The organism is Pseudomonas sp. Tof1, from assembly GCF_055390395.1.
The window spans coordinates 1,449,807-1,468,198 of sequence record NZ_AP024344.1 but is presented as its reverse complement, the minus strand read 5'-3'; the positions used below and the strand labels follow the sequence as shown (position 1 = coordinate 1,468,198).

Below are 18,392 nucleotides of genomic sequence, written 5' to 3'. Positions count from 1 at the left end.
GTATCCGTCCTCTTCAGTCGTAATTGATGTGCACCAGCGTGTGCGCCGGCGCTGTGCGGTGAATCAGGCATTCCAGGGCGCTGCCCGGGTTGGCGCCGAAGCGCTCGCCCCAGTAGCTGGCGCCGAAACGACGGCCCATGAGCAGGCGGCCGCCGGTGTTGAGCGTCCACATGAACTGCGCCTGCCAGGTGCCGAACCGCGCCCGGCCGAAGCGGGCGCGGCCCATGCGCGGGGTCTGCAGTTCGGTGACGGTGGCGTTGGGGTAGCCCTGGCTGCGGGCGATATCCAGGAAGTAGCCGATGCTCTGGTCGCCCACCGCCAGCAGGCGCCGACGTACCGCCAGGCGGCGGTCGTCGAACAGCGGCTTGGGCCCCAGGCACGGGTCGGGCAGGTTCATTACCCGCTCCCAGTCCGGCACCAGTTCGCTGACGGTCACCGGGTCCACTTCGTTGAGCAGGTCCACCGCCCGGGCATCGACCCGGGCCAGTTCCTGGGCGATGCCCAGCAGCACCTGCTGGATCTCCGGCACCTGCTCCGGGTCCCAGGCGGGACCGGCCGGCAGCAGGCTGCGCAACTGCTCCTGGTATTGCGCGGCAGTTCTTACTCCAGCCATACGCAGCCTCCGAAGGTCAGCAACTGATTGGTGGCTGCTGGCACATCGGCGGACGGGCTGACCAGCAAGTGGTCGTTCTCGCCCGTGGCGCTGCTGATGGATTCGGCGATATGGGTCAACAGCAGGGTCTCGCCCAGCCCGCCCTCACGCTTGTGCAGGTCGCGCAGTTGCGCCTCCACCGCGGCACGGGTCGCCGAGGTGTCCGGTACCAGGCGCAGGGTGTAGGTCACCGGCACCTGTACCGGCGCCAACACATGCAACTCGGCGGTCACCGGACGCAGTGGCTCGATGTAGGCCTGGACCACCGCCAGTTGCGTGGCATCGGGAATCGGTACCGGGTCGTCGTCACGCATGACGAACAGGCCGACGGTGCCAGGCCCGAGGTAGTTGCCGCGACACCAGGCCCGGGTGATCCCCGGACACTCCAGCGCCCAGGTCTCGTAGTCGGAAGCCGCCCCGCCATGGGGAATGATCCGATAGGAACGAATCACCCGCGAACGCAGGGACTCGAGGCTTTCCGCCGCCACCCCGCCGCTCAGCCCGGGGGCGAGCACGGTGAAGGTGTTGCCGATGCCCTGCACCGGTTGGACCGGAAACAGCGTCAGGCCGGCGTCGGCATTGCCCAGGCTGCCGGCATCCAGCGCCTGGATCTGCGCGGTATTGCTACCGGCGCGGGTGGTGCCTCCCTGGGTCACCTTGTAGCTGCGGCCGTCGTTGCTCTGCAGCAGGGTGTCGACGTCCAGCACGGCACCGGCGGCAGCGGTAAAACTCACGCTGCCGGTGGCCGCCTGGGCGGCCTTGCGCGGTTGGTGCAGACGAAGCGCGGCAATGCGCTCCAGGGTGGATTCATCGGCGGTGTCGGGCAGGATCTGCGCGGCAATCCAGTCGAGGTATCCATACAGGCCGAAGGCCGCGCCGCTGAGGGTGCGGGCCAGGACCTGGGCATCGGACTGGCGCAGCGCATCGCTGGCCAGGTCGCTTTGGGTGCGGTTGATCAGCACCGGCAGCGAAGGGGTTTCAAACGGCATAAGTCACCTGCCAACTGTGGTTCGGGTTGATATCCAGGCGCTCGCCGTTGGCCAGGGTCAGAACCGTGCGCAGGTTCAGCCGCTGGGCGTCGAGCCGTTCGGTTTGAATCTCGATGGCGCTGCAATGGCCGTCGTCGATCAGCCATTGCAAGGCTTCACGGGCATAGAACTCGGCATCGAGCTGGGTCTGCGCGGTCAGCTTGACCCGCCGCAGCAGCCACAACCGCGAGCCGATGCGGTCGTTGGCGACCATGGGGAAACTGTCGCCCCACCAGCCGTAGCGCTCATCGTCGTCGATCGGGTCGTCGCTGTTGGCCCGGCGCCAAGTGAACAGGCTGATCAGCACCGAGCGGGTCAGCGCCGCCTTGAGGTCGTTGGACACGAACATCACGCACCTCCCGCCGGTACGCCGGTCTGGCCGTTGCCTGGCTGGATGCCACCGTGCACGTGCTGTATCTGGCTGATGCCGCCGGCGACCTGGTCGCCCTGGGAGACGATCCTGCCGGTCTGGGTCAGGGTCGGGCTGTCGAGGTGAATGGCGGTACTGGCGCGGATGTTCAGGGTGCCGGTCTCGATATCGATGATCCGGCCGCGCTTGAAGTGGATCCGGTCGCCTTCGTCGGTGTAGAGGGCGATTTCGCCGGGGGCGAGGTTCTGCAGGCGGTAGCGGCGGTCGGCGACCACCAGCACGATGCCATGGGAACGGTCGCCGCCGAGGAAAGTGGCGATGCCTTCGGCGCCAGCCAGCGGGTTGCTGGTGAAACCGTAGGGTTCGAAGTGTTCCATGTCGTCGTTCACTTCACCGGCGGTCAGGCGCATTTGCAGCGATTGCAGTTTGTTGGCCGAGTTGGCGAGCACGACGGTGCCGCGCGCCAGCAGGCGGGTCAGTAGGCTCATGAGGGGTTCCTTGGGCGAGCGGTGTGTCAGAGGGGCACCTTTCGCGGATAAATCCGGCTCCCACAAGGTTCAACGGTTGTCACAAGGGATGTGAATGCCGGAACACTATGGGCAGGATTTATCCGCGAAAGAGGCGCCGCGAAGAGGGGGGTTACCTGGCCTGGCTCCGGGCCTTCGTCGGCGTCGCCTCGAAAACTTCCGGCGGCGCCACTTCCAGGGTGGTGATCGAGCCCTGCCCGGACAGCGAGTAGGTGATCTTGGAGATCAGCATGTCCTGGTCGACGTCGAGCACCGGGTCCTTTACCCGCACCAGCAGGTTGTGCCGCCACAGGTCACCGTTGGACTGTCGCCAGCCCTGCACGGTGTAGGTGGTGGCCAGGGCCTTGCCGGCACGGGTCGCCCGTTCCCAGTCGGCCCGTTGCTGGGCCAGTTCCGGGGTGAGCTGCACGCTTTCGCTGATCACCGTGACGCGCTTGCGCTGCGGGTTGGCCTCGCTGGATACGCCGCTGACTTCGCTCACCGCGCTGCCGCTCTTCTGGTCGCTGCCCTTGTGCTGGCCGATCACCCGGTACTCGGAAAACACCGCGCTGTAGTCCCTCGCGGTACTGGCCGCGAGAATGTTCTTGCCCAACTCCAGTACGTCGCTGGCGCGCCCGGCACTGCCAGGCTTGGCCAGCACCAGGTTGCCGCTCGCGTCATCGGTGGAGAACACCCGATACAGGGTCAGCAGGCGGTCGATGGACTTGAACACCGTTTCCCCCGGCACGATGCTGTGGGTCTGCAGCCGGGTGGTCTCCGGGATCTCGCTGCGCACGTTGACCTTGTAGGGTTTGGCGAGCGCCTCGACGATCGTCAGCAGGCCCTGCTGACGCCATTGGCTCGGCTGGTTGATGGCCGCGCAGTCCACCAGGTCGCGGGTCAGCGAACTGCCCTCGATGGTCAGGCTGATCTGCTTGCCGTCATAGCTGATGGGCGCCTGGTAGACATGCCCGGTGAGCACCAGGTCGCAGCCGATCAGCACCTGGCAGCGGGCCCCGGCCTTGATCGGCACAGCCAGGGTCTGCCCCGGCCATTGCCAGGTGATGCCCAGCTTGAAGGTGCGGAACTGGCGCTCGAGATCGGCACTGATTTCGATGGCCTTCCAGCCCTCGTAGCTCAGGCCGTCGACCAGCAGGACGACGGCGTTGTCGATGTCGTTCATGGCTTACTCCCGGGAGATCTGCAGGGGCGCCGGCGGGATGAAACCGGGGTGGGCAATGCGGTTGCGCTGCACCACTTCCCCGACCCGCGTGGCGTCGCCGAAGTTCCTGTAGGCCACCACCAGCGCCGGCAGGTTGCTCTTGGGCACCAGATCAATCAGTCGCACACCGTTGGAGGCCACCGCGTTGAGATGCTGCACCAGCGCCTGGCGCACGCTGTTGAGCGCCTGGTAATGCACCGAATCTGCCTTGAGTGCCGCTTGCCAGATCGCCTCGTTGAGGCTGTCACGCAGCGCCAGCACGTCATCGACCACCGGCACGTCGGCGCGTTGCACCGGTTGCTGGGCCTGTTGCGCCAGCGACGGGGTGACGGCCAGTTTCACCGCCTGGGTCGCCGCGGGTATCACCGACACCAACTGGGCGATCTGCACCAGCAAGGCATCCTGGATCAGGTTCACCGTGGCCTGCGAGGCCGCGGCGGTGTCCTTGCCGATCGCCAGTTGCGAAGCGTCGAGGGACTTGGCGTCCTCGACCTGTTTCGACAGGTCGGCCAGCATCCCGTGATAACCCTGGACGGCGAAGTCCTTCAATCCACGGACTTCACCGACCAGCCCACGGACCTCGCCGACCAGGCCGTTGAACTCGGCCTTGACCTCGCTGAGCACGCCCTTGACCGCCGCACTCACCTGGTGGGGGAATTCCTTGACCGTACGCACCAGGGCATAGACATTCGCATAGGTCTCGACCAGCGGCTGCAACTGCTGTTCGATCACCTGGTACGCCTGGGTGATGCCCTTGCGCAGGTTGTCCAGGCCGACCCGTGCCTGGTTGACCAGCTTCATCGCCTCGTCGAAGCGACCTACCGAGGAATCGAGCAATTTACTCGACGCCACCTGCAGTTGCTCCTTGGTGTTGACGATAGGCTTGGGGAACTGCAGCGACTCGTCCGGGTAGAACTTCAGGTTGAAGGTCACCAGTCCGCCATCCTGGCGGGTCTGGGTCATGTCACATTCGCCAACCTTGACCTGCATCCGTCCCAACCATGGATGGACCAGCTCGCCGCTGCCCTCCTCCAATGCCTTGAGCAGGTTGTCACGCTGCTCCAGGCAATCGGCACCGACGATGAAGGCGGTCAGGTCATGGATTTTCGCCTGCTGACCAAGCCGCTCGAAAAACGGCTGGTCGCGCTGGGGATATTCATGCAACTGGCCTTTCTGGCCGACCGGGGTTTTCGCCTGGTCGACCCAGAACGGCACGCCGCGAAACGACGCCGGCAACAGGCGATCACGCCAGTTAGTCGCCATAGGCACCTCCGAAGGAAAGCGAGCGATAGCCGACGGTAGGCGTCAGACTCAGGCCCGGCTGGTTGGTCTGGGGTTGGTCGACACGCAGGCCCTGCGGTGCGTTTTCGAAACGCACGGTCAGGCCGCCTTCGAGTTGGGTACGCTGGTTGGTGGCGGTTTGCTGGACCAGCGAGCCGGAGCCCTGGACCAGGCCGGAACCGGCCCGGGCATTGCTGGTTTCCTGCTGCTGCGCCAGGCTGTCGACCTGGCCGGTGACCGTGGCGATAAAACCGCCAAAGCCGCCACTGAACAGCGCCCTGATCGGCGCGATGACGTCCTGCAGGCGGTTCCACAACTCGCCGAACCAGCCGACGATGGGTTCCCAGTTCTTGATGATCAGCCCCAGTGGCGACCACTCGAACATCCCCTGGAGAAAGCCCGTCACCGGCTCCGTCAGGCTACGCAGCACATCCCACAAGGCCGCGAACAGCTCGCTGAGCGGCTGCCAGTTGGCGATGACCAGGCCGAGGGGAGACCAGTCGAACAAGCTCTGGAAAAAGCCCTTGAGCCCCTGCGCCGCATCAGTCAGAACCGTCCACAGCGTGTCGAAGTAGCCACTGATGGTGCCCCAGTTATTGATGACCAGCCCCAGCGGCGACCAGGCGAACAGTGTCTTCAGAACATCCAGCACCGGGGCGACGACCGCCACGAGTTCTGTCCAGAGACCGGCGAAAAATCCACTGATCGGTCCCCAGTTGTTGACGACCATGCCCAGCGGCGACCAGTCGAACAGCGTCTTCAGAAAATCCGTCACCGGAACCGCCAACGCCTTGAGTAATCGCCAGATCGAATCGAACAGCCCCGTCAGCGGCTCCCAGTTGGCGATGACGATGCCCAGCGGGCTCCAGGAAAACAGCGTTTTGAAAAAATCGACCACCGTCGTGGCCGGGCCCTTGAGCGAACTCCAAAGGCCGGTAAAAAATGTGCTGATCGCTCCCCACCCGGCGGTGAGCAGCGGCATCGGCGACCAGGTGAGCACCGCCGACAGTGTCGACATGAACGTCGCCGCGACACTCCCGATGCCGCTCCACAGTCGATCGAAAAAGCCTGCAATCGGCTCCCAGTAGGCCACGATCAGCGCGGCCGCGGCGGCAATGCCCAAGGCGACCAGACCGATCGGCGAGGTCAGCATCGCGACCTTGGCCAGCTCCATGGCCGCCACCACGCCCGTCACCGCCCCTCGCAGGGCGGTAAACGCCAGGGCTCCGGCCGCCAGGCCCTGGACAAGGTTCGGGTTCGCCGCCACGAACTCGGCAATACGGTTGACCAATGGCACCACGGCGGTGACTACCGCGTTGACCGCTGGCAACAGTGCCTGGCCGAACTTGACGGAAACACTGTCGAGCGCATCATTCAGGCTCGCCAGATTCTGTGCGGTAGCGCCCAACGAGTTTTCCGTCGCCCCAGCGCCCTCGGCCTGCTTGCGCGCCGTAACCAGTTTGTTTTCTTCCTGGATGGCGGCCTGGACACCGGCGACGAAGGGTGCCGCCAGTCCGCCGCCCTTGAACACGGCGGAAATGTCCAGCTTGCCCAGGCCGCTGTCCTCCAGGCCCTTCTTGAACGTCTCGACCTTCGTGGTGACCCTGGCCATCTCGGTCTCCATTTTCTGGACACCGTTGATGACCACGGCCATGTTGACGAGGGTCCGGGTATTCATCACCTGCAGCAGATTCTGCTGGGTGTTGTTGATTGTCGTAGCCATCACTCCACCTGCTGCATCGCATTGATCCGTTGCGCGTGCTCCAGGGACTCCCGGAGCACATCCAAGGGCCTTGCCATCATCTGTTCGGGGTCAACCTTCCAGAACCAGGCCAGGTCATAGGCGACCGCAATCAGTTCGCCGATGGCTGCGATGCCGCACTCATGAAAAAACCGGCCACCGCCCAGCTCAAGGTGTTGAGGTCGGACAGGTCCAGCTGGTTGACCGACGACGGCGGGATACCGGCGCAGACCGCGATGTACTTGGCCGCGACATCCATGTCGAGGCTGACCTCTTCGCTCTTGTCGATCTTGTAAGGCAGCGCCTTGATCGCCCGCACCTCCTGCACCGTCGGACGGCGCAGGGTGAGTTCGTCGAGGGTCGCACCGTGGGCTTCGATGGGCACCTGCAGCTTCATCGGCTCGCTCATTGCCAGGTCCCCTTGATGCCTTCGAATTTCAGTTCGATGGCGGCGTCATCACCCTTGATGACCGGCTCCTCGACCAGGTAGGCACCGGCCAGGACATAGACCTTGCCGTTGCTGAACTCGCAGGTGACGGTCATGTCGGAACCGGCGATCAGTTGCTTGAGCGGAAAGTCCGCGGTGTGCAGCGCGGTGACCTTGAAGGAGGGAGCGATGTCGGTTTCCTTGTAGAAACCCGGTACCACCGTTTCCCGCTTGACGGCCATCAGCGGGGCTTCGCAGCCACCGTTGATGGTCAGTTGAGCGCCGTCCACTTTGACGTAGCAGGTGCCCGCAATCAGTTGACCCATGATGTATCTCCAAAAAATAAGCCCGCTCAATGGCGGGCTGGAATTGACGAGTGAAAATCGAGGCAGGCATTACGGAATGCTTTCGACACTCACGTTATCGATGAAGGCGTAATGGCTGTAGGGGTTCTGTTCATTGGAAAACGCCAGCGTGGTTTGCGGCGTCGTCGCAGTGAAGTCGTAGGTGATGACATCCCATACCACGGTCGACGAAGTGGCGACCGGCGTATTGAAGTTGACGGTTTGCCCGGCCACCTTGACCTGAATCACACCATTACCCGAGCGGCCACCATAGATGACGTTGCCCGCGCTGAACTTCAGCCGGTACTTGGCACCCACGACCGTCGCGAAGTTCTGCTGGATGCCGCCGCCGTTCTGGTAGATGTAGTTGGCCAGGTCGACGATCACCGCACCATCGGCAGCGACGCCGTACGGAATCGAGGCCGCCATGTTGAAATACTCGGCGCCGGACAGAAAGGTTGTCCATCCGGTGATGAAGTTGGCTTTTTCAGGCGTGTCCAGCACGCAACTGACCGCGCAACCTGGCGACTCGAAACTGCCGTTGACCAGCAGGTTGGCAGCGCAAGCGGAGTTCGCCGCCCCCAGGATGAGGGCGGACAGCAGGGATTGACGCAGATATTTCTTCAGTACATTCATTTTTTGACCTATCGAATCAACGCTACGGGTAAAGCTGAAAAGACCTGTTTTGCTCATGTCGAACAGGCCCGTTGCAGCAATCGTTTTTACATTCCAGTCAGGCCGCCGCGTCGTACTGCAGGCGGAACTGGTTGAGCAGCGCGAACACGCGCAGGCCGTTGACGTAGTCAGGCGGGAACAGCACGTTGACCCGGCTCGGATCCTGGCTGTCGCGCTCGACGATCAGGTGCTCGGCGAACAGCTCGGCGTTTTCCACATGGCCTTCCAGTTCGAGCTTGGCGTACTGGGCGATCAGTTCACCGCGAATGGTGCTCGGGGTGACGATCGGCTGGCCGGCGCCGAAACGGGTGCCATCGGCAGCCAGCTTGTGGCGGCCATACTTGCTGGTGATCACGCTTTGCAGGCGGCGCACGATGTAAGCCGACTGGTGCATCGTCTCGCTGTCCAGATAGGAGTTGTCCGCCTGGCCGTAGGCGTTCTTCTGGTAGGTGGTGATCGCCCGCTGGATACGCACGTAGCCGCCTTCGTAGTAGGCGGTGGCAATGCCGTAGCTGAGCAGCGACTGGCGCTCGGTCAGGGTGAAGCGCTCGCTGGCTGCGGCCGGATCGATACCCGGCAGGCTGCCGCTCTGGGTCGGACGGCTGGCGTCGGCCGAGATGAACACCGAGGTCCGTGCAGCCAGTGCGGCGGCCTGGACCCACACCGGTTGCGGTACGCCCTGTTCCATCGCCAGCACGGTGACGTGCTGGTCGTTGCGCGCCTGGCCGGCGGCGACCAGGGTGCCGACGGTGCCACGCTTGGCGGTGTAGACATGGCCGAACAGCTGCTTGGACCACGACCAACGACCGACGCTGTCATCCATCGCCGCCTGCCAGGCGTTCAGCGAGGCCACGTCGGACCAGGGCTGGCAGATGAACTCGAACGGCTCGTCGCCCAGGGCCGCGAGGGCCGCGACCTGGTCCGGCACGCCGGCGCCACCGGCCATCTTCGCGCTGACGATGGTCAGGCCGGCCGGGGTTTCCTCGCCGTTGCTCTTGCCCAGGCGGTTGAACTGCAGGCTGATGTCGTTGCCGCTGTCACCGGTCCACTTGCAGCTCAGGGTGACGGTGCCATCAGTGGCCACGGCGCTGACCGGCAGGTCGGCGGCGGCATTCACCTGCAGCGCCAGGGTGGTGGCGACCTGGGCGGCGGTCTGGCCGCTGACCACCGCGGCCTGCACGCGGACACCGCCGACATACAGGTTGAGCACGCCGCTTTCGGTGGCGGAGCCGGTGAGTTTCAGGTCAGCCTTGGCGATCGCGCCGGTGGTGTTGCGCACTGGCAGGCACCAGATCTCGCCGACCGGATCGGCCTTGCGCCAGGTGTCGTACATGGCGGCGAGCATCGAGCCCTGACCGCCGATGCTTTTTGCCAGGGCGACGCTGGAGACCAGCACCAGGCTGCCGATTTCCGGGCTGGTGGCGTTGTCGTTGACCTGGGCGACGATCAGTCGACGCAGGGTCGACGACGCGCTATTGGCCGCCGAGTTGTCCATCTCGGCATAGAACAGCGGAACACGCAGGTCCGCGGGGATGTTGCTGAATCCGATAGCCATTACTGGGCTTCCTGTGGTTGTGCCGCTTGCACGGCGGAAAGGGTGATATCGCCATCGGCCTGGCGACGGCGCCACCAGGCGCTGTCGGCCACTTCGCGACCGGCGGCCGGCAGCAGGTCGCCCGCCTCCGGGTCCGGTACGGCACGGCCGGCGGCCGGTACTACGGTGATGCGTTGAGTCATGGTTTTACGTTCCCTGAAAAGGCCAGCTCCAGGCGCCCGTCGGGGCCTGGGCGGTGCAGATTGGGGTCGGCGGGGTCGATGGCATCGACCCGTACCGTCACCCCGGTAAAGGACGGCAAGCCGTCCAGTTCACGCTCATGCCAGGTTTCCGCCGGGTCGGTGGCGTGGTTGCGCCCCAGTTGGAACTCGGCGAAGAAACGCAGGCGATAAAGCAAGCGAGTGGCGTTGATCGACACCAACCGGCCGCCGCCGTACTGGAGGGGCGTGTAGAAGGTGTCGGGTTTGAACCCCACCAGCGCGCGCCACAGTTCGGCGCGCAGGGCGTGGAGTCGATCGAAAGGCGCCTGGCCATTACTGGCGTCGAGCACCAGGGTCAGTTCCAGGCGGTCGCGAAGGGTCTGCCGGGAAACGTTCTGTGCCGTGTTCTCGGCGGCCAGGTCGCAACGAAGGGTGATGAAGGCCGACGGGGTCGGCAGCGTGGTATCGCCTTGCAGCAGGTCCAGGTCGAGGCCGGTGGAAATGTGCTGGGCAAGGCTAGGGCATTCAGCACGCAGTTGCGTGATGATCGGGGTAATGTTCATGGGGAGTTTCCAATTCGTCTGGAAAGACCCGGCACAGGCCGGGCGAATGATGCAGGACCCAGTCCGACTATCGGGCGGCGGGAGCCGAACTCGCTAGCGGTCCAGGCAACTGGCGCAAATGCTGCAGCGGTAACTGTTGGCGCGGTTGCCGCTGGCCGTCACCTTGTCGATGGACCAACGCCCCTGCATGAAATCCGGCCAACTGCTGTCCAGCAGGATCAGGCCTTCGGCCGCCAACGCCGGATTTCCCGGGCAGTCGATACGCAGCTTCAGGGCTTCGCGCTCCATGCGCCGCACCTCGCCTTCACCGGCAGCTCGCGCCTCGTCCTCGGAGGGGTAGCGCTGGCGAAGTTTCTTGAAGGGTTTCACACCGGTCTCGACCACACGTTCGCGCCCGGCTGCCGCGTCCCACCAGGTGGTCTGGCAGCCCTGGTACTTGCCACGGCTGCTGTCGTCCAGGGTGGCGGCGACAAAGGCCGGATCGCCCGGACGATTGTCGCGAGTCACCGACAGGCGCACGTCTTGCAACTGCTTGCCGGACAGCGACTTGACCTGGCCACGCCGGGCCAGCACGTACAGCTCGTTGACCGGTTTGGTGACCGCATCGAAGCGACGGGCAATCCGCGTGAGAAAGCCCATGTCGGTCTCATTGGACTGGTCCAGGTGAGTGATGCGGATGGCATCCAGCTCCGGCGCCACCCTCGGCGAAAAGCCATGCCGGGAGGTCAGTTGCCGAAACAGCGCACCCAGGGTGGTCGGGCCATGGCTGACGCTGCGGCGGACCCTGAAGCCGGTTTCATCGTTCACCTTGAACGGTGCCGCGGTAGCCAGCAGGGTCAGACGCAGGGGGAACAGCATCGGTGTACGCCGGGTGACGATGAACTCACCCTTGTCGACCAGCCCGGACTCCCGGTAGCCGATGCGCAGCCCCACCCTTGCACCGAGGCTGGGCAGCCCCGACAGGCCTTCGATATCCAGTGTCAGCTTGAGCTGGTCGGATTCGATACCCGCAGCATCGGTGTATTCCCAGTCGATCAGGCGTTCGTTGAGCCGCGCGGCATTGGCGCCATACAGCTGTACCTCAGGGGTAAATCCCAGGCTCATGGCGTCCTCCTCAATCCCAGGCCGACACGGGCGCGGCAATCAGGTTCCGCGCCTCGACCTCGGGCAGGGTCACCCAGACACCGGCCGGCAATACCGCGCCATATTCGGCAAGTCGCGGATTGAGGCGCCAGAGCGCCTCTTCCATCACATCGTCACAACGCCCCTGCTCGCGGTACAGCAACAGGTTCACCGAATCGCCGGCGACGCTTCGTACCCTACGCATTGACGAACTCCTTCAGTTCCACCGTCCAGTCGACGATCATCGCGGTGCCGTCATCGATGATCAGGCCCTGGGTCTCCGATACATTGTCGATTCGCCACAGACCCCAGTTGCGGCCGATCCCATCGACCAGCGGCAGGGGCACGGCACGGGCCTGCAGGGCACGCAACTGGTCGAGCCGTTCCATGCCGGCAGCGCCCATGGCCTTGCCGCCGATGGTCAGGCTCTCCAAACCGGGACCGGTCTGGCTGGACTTCGGTTTGCTCTGCAGAATGTTCAGTTCGACCCAGCCGCCGGTGGTCTTGCGGATCAGCGAGCTGTAGGCGAAATCCCGGGACAGGCCGAAAATGAAATCGCCCAACGCCATTTGCTGTCGCATCAGTCACCTCCATCGGTCAGGGCCGTACCGCGCCGTGCGGCAAGGGGGTCGGCCATCATCATCGGAACGAATTGCGCCTGCATCTGCTGCATCACGGTATCGGCCAGTTGTCGGGCAGTGGCCTGGTCCAGGCCGTTGATCTGGATCACCGGGGCGAAGGTGACCTGGCGGTTGTCCGCGGGCTTGGCGGTCAGCTCGCTGCTGACCGCACCCGGATCGGGCAGGCGGTTGCCAGGGCCACTGATTCTGTTGCCCAACTTGTCGCCCAGCCACGAGCCGATATCGCTGCCGGCAATACCGCCAAGCACGCCGCCCAAGGCACCGCCAACGGCTGTACCGACACCCGGAAAAATCAGCGTGCCGAGAGCAGCACCCGCCGAAGCCCCGGCGGAGGCACCCGCCCAGCCACCGCCGGCCACGCCGAGGCCGCTGAGCATGGATCGGGTATCACCTTCGCGTACCGCGTCGAATACCTGCATGCCGGCGTCCATCACTCTCAGGGGCCCCGGCAGGCGGCCACGCAAGGCGCGTGTTCCGGCCATGAGGCGTTCACCCGTGGTCGAGGCGAGCGTGTTCATCGGACGCACCCCGGCGAAGCCCAGCGTCAGGGAAGAGCCAGTCGGCTTACGCTGTGAAGCCGACGCCGGTGGAGCAGCCTTGCGGTCGGTCGGTGCCTTTTTCTGAACCTTGATGTCGAGTTTGCCCCGAGATTCGTTCCGCGGTTTCTTCACAGATCCGATCCCGGCCCTGGGACCGCGCTTGCCTCGGCGATTCCTCGGGTTCCTGCGGCGAGCGGGTTGCCCGGACGAATCAGCCTTGTCGGTGCTCTCGGGCCCCAGCTTTTCGGCGATACGCCGATTGATCGCCGCCGCCGCGGTCTCCAGGCCATTGGCGAGCATGCCCCCTGCCAGGGCCTTGAGCCCCACTGCCGTCAAGGCAACGACAGCGGCGGTAGTGGCCACCGCGAGTTTGGGCATGCTTTCGGCCAGGCCACTCAGGCCATTGATCAGCTCACCCAGCGGTACCAACACCTCTTCGACCACAGGTGCAACGGCATTGCCCAGCGTCGTCGAGAACCGATTCAGGCTGGCCGAGAACTGACTCCAGTTACCCGACAAGGAATCACTGCCATTTTCCGCCGCCTGGTTCAGGGAGCTTTTGTCCCCCAGCACGGAACTCGCATAACGCCCCTTGTCGGCAACCTCGGCAAAAGCCGCCTTCAGCGGTGCCGGATCCTTCTGCAGGGCCAGCAGCGCCTCGTCATTGCCGAACAGGCTCTTGGCCAGACCGGCCTGCCGGTCGGCAGGCGCCTTGCCCAAGGCCTCCAGCAGAGAAACCATCGCGGCCGGTGCATCCTGCTTCATCGCCTGGGACAACTCGTTGCGATCCAACCGGAGTTCGGCAAACGCTGCCTGCTGTTGCGGGGAAGCCTGCGTACCCAGGGCAGTGCTGAAGGTCTTCAAGCTGCCGCTCGCCTGGTCCTTGTTCATGCCGGCCTGCAACAGCACGGCAGAAAACGCTGCCGTCTGCTCCGGCGAAAGGCCCGCCTCGGCAGGAGCGGTGCCCGCTTGCCGAACCACCGCGCCAATATCCGTAGGCATGACTCCGAACGTCTGCGCCAACAGGCTGGAGGCATCCGCCAGATCCCGTACCTGGACCTGATTGAGTTTCAGCTCGGTGCGCCAGCCGGCCATCAGTGCGGCGGACTGCTCGGCATCGATACGGAAGGCCGAAGCCATGAGTGCAGCATCACGAGTAAAACCCAGCACGGCTTCGCGCCGCTCGCCGGGGTCGTTCAACTCCCTGCCGATGCCTGCCGTAACCGCGCCCCTCTCCACCCTGGCCAGGTCCGCAGCGCTGATTCCCCTGGCGGCCAATGGGCGCTCGCTGGCCATCTTCAGATTGGCCTGCGACAGGGCCTCACGCTCGCTGTGCTCGAGCTTCATCACCACGGCCAAGTCAGCCATCGCCGCATCCAGCGAGACAGCCGACTGGAGCAGTTGGGGCGGCTTGCGCTCATCGCCCGACGCCGGCTTGCCTGCTCCGGAGGCCGGCGCCGACAGCGTGCGCGCGGCGGCCAGCGAGCTGTTCAGCGATTCGATCGCCGTGCGCAACTGTCGCTGTTCGACGGTCAACAGGGCAATCTGGCTGCCCAGTGACAGATCGAGTGCGGCCCAGCCTTCGCTGACCGCGGTGGGTCGCCAGGAAATGCTATCTTGTGCCATCCGGCGCTACTCCTCTTTCAACCCCAGGCGTGCCATCGCTATGTCATAGCGGCGCAACGCCTTCGCGGCGTCCCACTCGAGGATCTCCGCCTCGCCCGCCAGGTAGACGAGCGGCACGATGTCGAGGATCAGCTCGATGTCGCGCTCAGAAAGAAGGCCGCCGGTTTGTTTAAAAAATCGTCGATACGCACCTGCAACTGGGTCCAGTCAGGTACGGTGAGATGAGCCAGGTCGGGAATCATCAGCCCGGTACAATGGGCAGTGATGAACTCGGCCCGTTCCTTGGCCGTCTTCAGCGTCTTCATCACCTTGGTGGCACGCAGCACGGGCATTTCCAGGCTCAGCGAAGTGACACTGCGTCCGCCCAGGTCCAGCGGTTGCAGCAGCTGCACCTGGTCCGGATCCGGGTCGTGCGCGGCCTCGCCAGCCTGCTCCAGGAAATGGCGGGTCGGGCGGGTCGACATGTCGTGAACGTACTGGGCGATGCTCACGTAGTCCGGGCGCTTGAGCTGGTCGAGCAGCTTGTCCGAGAGGCCGGTGGCGAGCTTGGCCAGTTCGAAGAACTGATCGTCCTCATCCTCTCCGGCACGTGCCAGGGCCTCCTTTTGCGCCGCGTAGAACAGCGGCTTGAGCTGGATCTGTTCGATCTGCGAGCCGTCATCGGCGGTGATGGGCGACAAAAGGCGGTGCGTGGGGGGCATCCAGGACATGGGGTGAACTCCTTGAAGACGGGTGGGGCCGCCAGCGACGCCATGCAATAGGTCGGGACGGCCGGTGGGAAGCGGCGAAACCTGGCTCAGGGCATCAGCACGGCGCGGCGTGCACTACCGAGGATGTCCACGCCGTTGAGCATGAACTTCTGCGTGCGCACATCGATGTCGATCACCGGTACGCCGTTTTCCAGGCGGTTGTAGGTACGGCAGGAAAACTCGAGGGTGGTCTTGGGCTTTTCGCCCATTTTCAGCGTGCCTTCCTCAAGGGATTTCAGCCGGCCGCCGACGGTGTGGTAGATGAAGTAGGTGTTGCCATCCTGGTCCTGGCCCGCCTCGCGGACATTGAGCAGGATGTCGTCGCCCACGGTCACGCCCAGGGCCAGCATCAGTTCCGGACCTGCGCCCTGCAACTCCAGCTTGGCGGTCAGCGGCTTGCCACTCTTGGCCATTTCCTCACCGATGAAGCGCCCGCCTTGCATCGTCTCCATCTCGAATTCGATCTTCGGCGGGGTAAACGTCTCCACCGTGGCCGACAGCGGCAGGCCTTGGAGGGTGGCCGCAATGGCCTGTCTTACGCGGTTGGTAAACATTAGAGAACGTCCTCCAGGAACTGTTCGATGATTTCATCGCGGGCGTTGAGCTGGTAAACCATGTGCTCGTTGGGGGCGTAGCGGCCGTAGTCGATGACCACGAACCAGGTGCCGTTCTTGTACTTCTCGACGCTGTTCAGCTCGGGGTGCAGGTAGACGTTGCCACCGGGGATGGTCTCGTCGGCCACCAGGGTCTGCAGCCAGTCGTTGATACGCTTGACCTCCTGTTCCATGAAGGACTTGGTGAGGTTGCGCGCCATGGCCTTCTGGCCGGCCTTGACCAGCTTGCGGCTGATGGCATCCTCCAGGCCGACGTAGCTGATGAACTTGCCGGTGACCGAACGGTTGCCCAGCAGGGAAAAGCCGCCGAGCACGGTGCGGGCGTAGTAGCTGACGCCGTAGCGGTTGAGCAGGTCGCCCTCGGTGGAGGTATCGAGGATGTTGTATTCGACGACGCGGGACACGTCCTCGGCGAAGGTCACCTGGTTGCCCGGGCTTTCCCACTGCTTGACCTTGGCCAGTGCGGCGATGGCCAGGCTCGACGGCGCCAGGAACACGTTCTTCTTCGCCGCCTTGGAATAGACGGCCGGCAGGTTGTGCACCAGCAGGCAACGGTCGAAGCCCAGGTCGGCGCCCCCCAGTTCCTTGCTGTAGGCCACCTGGTCGGCGACCGGGGCATCCTTGCCATCGAGTACCACCCGGGCCTTGATGCGCTTGCCGAAGGCGGCGAACTCGCCGGCGACGGCCTTGGAGCCGGTGAAGCCCGGCGCGCCGATAATGGTCAGGTCCTCGGGAACGCTGCTCAGCGCAGCCAGGCCCAGCTTGCGGCCGGTGGCGGGATCTTCACCGCCGATCACGTTGTTCAGGGTGTCGGCAAAGGTTGCGCCCTCTTCGACGATGACCACGTAGACCGGTACCTTGACCACTTTCAGGATCTGGTACACAGCCTGGAACAGGGTGCCGGCCTCCGCGCCGGTGGGGTCCAGCTGGGCCTGGGTGGTGAAGCTGTTCAGCCGCAGCGGGGTGTTGCGCGGCAGCAGGGCGCTGGCATTCGGTGCAGTACCGACCAGACCGATCACGTTGTCGCCCAGGCCACCCATGGCCTCCGGCGATTCGGTGGCATTGACGGTGATGCCGTTGTGCTCGAAGTTCAAAACCTCAGCCATGGTTATTCTACCTTCCGGGTGTTGGCCTTCTTGGCCGGGTGGGTGTTCTGGGCCAGGACGCTGGACAGTTCCAGGCGCCCGGCGCTACGCAGCGCGCTGGCCTCGACATCGAGCAGCTCGAGCTCCTGGCCGACGCTCGACCAGTGCCCGCCCCCGATGGGGAACGGCACGATGACGGTGTATTTCTGGCGGTTGGACATTTGCGAATTTCTCCAGACGCAAAAACACGAAAGCCCCTGGGCAGGGGCTGTGTGCAGGCGAAAAAAAACCGCTTTCGCGGTGTTGGGTCAGCTACGGTCCGGCAGGGGGTAAAGCGCCTTGATCTCGGCGACCTTGTCGCGCCAGGCCTTTTCCTTCTTGGGGTTCTGGTCATACTGCCATTCGAGGAACAGTGGGTCCGCCTCGCTGACATAGAGGGCCCTGCGTGCAGCAACCAGGCTCTCAAGTTGTTGCGCACGTTCGTTTTCCAGGCAGAGTTCATCTGCGCGTTCAGCATTGATGCCCAGCGCCATCAACGTGGAACGATCGGCGGGTACGTTGATCAGGGTTTCGCCAGAGGCGACCTGTAACTTATTGATGATACCGGACATGCTCAGACTCCCTTCATGGTGTAGCGTTTGTCGTTGTCGTTGGTATAGGCAAGGCGACTTTCAGGATAAGTAGCCCCCATTTCCGGTGCGTTGATGGAGAAAGGTTTAACCGTCCAGGATATTTCCCAAGGAGTGGCGATTGTCGGTTGCTCGATCCGGCTGAGTTCAACCTCCTTGTCCAGACGGCTGTACTTAATCTCTTCCTGGAAGTTCCTGGTTACCTTGTAAGAGAGCCCTCCCCGCAAGTAACAGCCAGACTCCTGTGCCGCATTGACCAGGGTGCCTGATTGAATACCCAGATACATCGGATACTTGCCGGCTACCGGCCGGGCGAATGAAAGCATGCCAAGCTCCACACGACGTACCGTCTCACGGTACGTCTGCGATACCCGTTTGATGGCAATAAAATTGGCATCGCCATGCCAGAGGTAGCCACAGCCCTCCAGCTCCAGGTTCAAACCTGCAATATGAACCTCTCCATTGTTCTTGAAGGGGTTGAGATCAGTATCCCGATAGTAGATACGCGAGATGGTGATTTCCGAAATACCTTGCTCGTTTCCGGGCATCCGCCACCAGACCGGGTACATCATGTCCGTCGGCAGCCCTGTCAAATCGATGACTTGGGTATAGGACTCCTTGCCATTGATATCCTTCGCCTTCACCGAAGTGCGCCAGCCCGTGAACTGGTCGAGTGCGGCATCCATACGCGCATCGATCTTGCCAATCTGGTTGGCTACCGTCTCGGTCAGCTTGTTACACGCATCTACAACCTTGGTAATCGTTGTTTCAATTCCCATTATCAACCCCAATAAAATTTAAATAACCAATACCGGCAATCAAT

The 18,392-nt window shown here is 63.8% G+C and carries 23 protein-coding genes; all 23 read right to left on the bottom strand.

All coding sequences use genetic code 11. The features are described from left to right. Positions 1 to 13: 13 nt before the first annotated feature. Positions 14 to 613: a YmfQ family protein gene (locus ACZ5KU_RS06685; RefSeq protein WP_464736935.1), complete on the bottom strand. Its 600-nt coding sequence runs from the start codon at positions 611 to 613 to the stop codon at positions 14 to 16. Beyond that, entirely contained in the window at positions 601 to 1,641 is a 1,041-nt protein-coding gene (locus ACZ5KU_RS06680) for a baseplate J/gp47 family protein (protein ID WP_273819518.1), read from the bottom strand. Before ACZ5KU_RS06680 ends, ACZ5KU_RS06685 begins: the two co-directional genes overlap by 13 nt. Further along, positions 1,631 to 2,029 carry a phage GP46 family protein gene (locus ACZ5KU_RS06675; RefSeq protein WP_054056815.1) on the bottom strand — a complete coding sequence of 133 codons (399 nt, stop codon included), beginning with the start codon at positions 2,027 to 2,029 and terminating at the stop codon, positions 1,631 to 1,633. Before ACZ5KU_RS06675 ends, ACZ5KU_RS06680 begins: the two co-directional genes overlap by 11 nt. Further along, entirely contained in the window at positions 2,029 to 2,538 is a 510-nt protein-coding gene (locus ACZ5KU_RS06670; RefSeq protein WP_054056814.1) for a phage baseplate assembly protein V, read from the bottom strand. Before ACZ5KU_RS06670 ends, ACZ5KU_RS06675 begins: the two co-directional genes overlap by 1 nt. A gap of 151 nt (positions 2,539 to 2,689) precedes the next feature. Continuing rightward, the gene (locus ACZ5KU_RS06665; protein ID WP_054056813.1) at positions 2,690 to 3,739 is read right to left on the bottom strand and encodes a phage baseplate assembly protein; all 1,050 of its coding nucleotides are present in this window, start codon (positions 3,737 to 3,739) and stop codon (positions 2,690 to 2,692) included. A 3-nt stretch (positions 3,740 to 3,742) separates the two neighbouring features. Then, complete coding sequence (locus ACZ5KU_RS06660) at positions 3,743 to 5,041, bottom strand: DNA circularization protein (RefSeq protein WP_054056812.1); 1,299 nt, start codon at positions 5,039 to 5,041, stop codon at positions 3,743 to 3,745. Then, complete coding sequence (locus ACZ5KU_RS06655; protein WP_464736934.1) at positions 5,031 to 6,782, bottom strand: phage tail protein; 1,752 nt, start codon at positions 6,780 to 6,782, stop codon at positions 5,031 to 5,033. The genes ACZ5KU_RS06660 and ACZ5KU_RS06655 overlap by 11 nt, the downstream gene beginning before the upstream one ends. A gap of 130 nt (positions 6,783 to 6,912) precedes the next feature. Then, on the bottom strand, positions 6,913 to 7,209 hold the full coding sequence (locus tag ACZ5KU_RS06650; protein WP_026007905.1) for a phage tail assembly protein: 297 nt from the start codon (positions 7,207 to 7,209) through the stop codon (positions 6,913 to 6,915). Next, positions 7,206 to 7,553 (bottom strand): phage tail tube protein, encoded by a 348-nt coding sequence (locus tag ACZ5KU_RS06645; protein WP_010451233.1) that lies wholly within the window; start codon positions 7,551 to 7,553, stop codon positions 7,206 to 7,208. The genes ACZ5KU_RS06650 and ACZ5KU_RS06645 overlap by 4 nt, the downstream gene beginning before the upstream one ends. 69 nt (positions 7,554 to 7,622) lie before the next feature. Further along, positions 7,623 to 8,207: a DUF642 domain-containing protein gene (locus ACZ5KU_RS06640; protein ID WP_054061791.1), complete on the bottom strand. Its 585-nt coding sequence runs from the start codon at positions 8,205 to 8,207 to the stop codon at positions 7,623 to 7,625. 97 nt (positions 8,208 to 8,304) lie between these two features. Further along, positions 8,305 to 9,801, bottom strand: coding sequence for a phage tail sheath subtilisin-like domain-containing protein (locus tag ACZ5KU_RS06635; protein ID WP_054061792.1), 1,497 nt, complete (start codon positions 9,799 to 9,801; stop codon positions 8,305 to 8,307). Next, positions 9,801 to 9,983, bottom strand: a complete 183-nt coding sequence (locus ACZ5KU_RS06630) for a DUF2635 domain-containing protein (RefSeq protein ID WP_054056811.1) — start codon at positions 9,981 to 9,983, stop codon at positions 9,801 to 9,803. The genes ACZ5KU_RS06635 and ACZ5KU_RS06630 overlap by 1 nt, the downstream gene beginning before the upstream one ends. Next, entirely contained in the window at positions 9,980 to 10,564 is a 585-nt protein-coding gene (locus tag ACZ5KU_RS06625) for a phage tail terminator protein (protein WP_273819511.1), read from the bottom strand. The genes ACZ5KU_RS06630 and ACZ5KU_RS06625 overlap by 4 nt, the downstream gene beginning before the upstream one ends. Positions 10,565 to 10,657: 93 nt before the next feature. Further along, positions 10,658 to 11,668 (bottom strand): phage late control D family protein, encoded by a 1,011-nt coding sequence (locus ACZ5KU_RS06620; protein WP_464736933.1) that lies wholly within the window; start codon positions 11,666 to 11,668, stop codon positions 10,658 to 10,660. A 10-nt stretch (positions 11,669 to 11,678) separates the two neighbouring features. Beyond that, positions 11,679 to 11,891, bottom strand: a complete 213-nt coding sequence (locus ACZ5KU_RS06615) for a tail protein X (protein WP_054061795.1) — start codon at positions 11,889 to 11,891, stop codon at positions 11,679 to 11,681. Further along, entirely contained in the window at positions 11,884 to 12,267 is a 384-nt protein-coding gene (locus ACZ5KU_RS06610) for a phage tail protein (protein ID WP_054056807.1), read from the bottom strand. The genes ACZ5KU_RS06615 and ACZ5KU_RS06610 overlap by 8 nt, the downstream gene beginning before the upstream one ends. Then, entirely contained in the window at positions 12,267 to 14,492 is a 2,226-nt protein-coding gene (locus ACZ5KU_RS06605; protein WP_464736932.1) for a phage tail tape measure protein, read from the bottom strand. The genes ACZ5KU_RS06610 and ACZ5KU_RS06605 overlap by 1 nt, the downstream gene beginning before the upstream one ends. 128 nt (positions 14,493 to 14,620) lie before the next feature. Beyond that, positions 14,621 to 15,202 (bottom strand): phage tail assembly protein, encoded by a 582-nt coding sequence (locus tag ACZ5KU_RS06600; RefSeq protein ID WP_464736931.1) that lies wholly within the window; start codon positions 15,200 to 15,202, stop codon positions 14,621 to 14,623. An 86-nt stretch (positions 15,203 to 15,288) separates the two neighbouring features. Further along, entirely contained in the window at positions 15,289 to 15,795 is a 507-nt protein-coding gene (locus tag ACZ5KU_RS06595) for a phage major tail tube protein (protein WP_054056805.1), read from the bottom strand. Next, positions 15,795 to 16,961, bottom strand: a complete 1,167-nt coding sequence (locus ACZ5KU_RS06590; RefSeq protein ID WP_054056804.1) for a phage tail sheath protein — start codon at positions 16,959 to 16,961, stop codon at positions 15,795 to 15,797. The genes ACZ5KU_RS06595 and ACZ5KU_RS06590 overlap by 1 nt, the downstream gene beginning before the upstream one ends. Before the next feature lie 2 nt (positions 16,962 to 16,963). Further along, on the bottom strand, positions 16,964 to 17,161 hold the full coding sequence (locus tag ACZ5KU_RS06585; RefSeq protein WP_054056803.1) for a hypothetical protein: 198 nt from the start codon (positions 17,159 to 17,161) through the stop codon (positions 16,964 to 16,966). An 87-nt stretch (positions 17,162 to 17,248) separates the two neighbouring features. Further along, positions 17,249 to 17,551, bottom strand: a complete 303-nt coding sequence (locus tag ACZ5KU_RS06580; RefSeq protein ID WP_054056802.1) for a hypothetical protein — start codon at positions 17,549 to 17,551, stop codon at positions 17,249 to 17,251. Between the two features lie 2 nt (positions 17,552 to 17,553). Beyond that, on the bottom strand, positions 17,554 to 18,348 hold the full coding sequence (locus ACZ5KU_RS06575; RefSeq protein WP_054056824.1) for a hypothetical protein: 795 nt from the start codon (positions 18,346 to 18,348) through the stop codon (positions 17,554 to 17,556). Positions 18,349 to 18,392 lie beyond the last annotated feature (44 nt).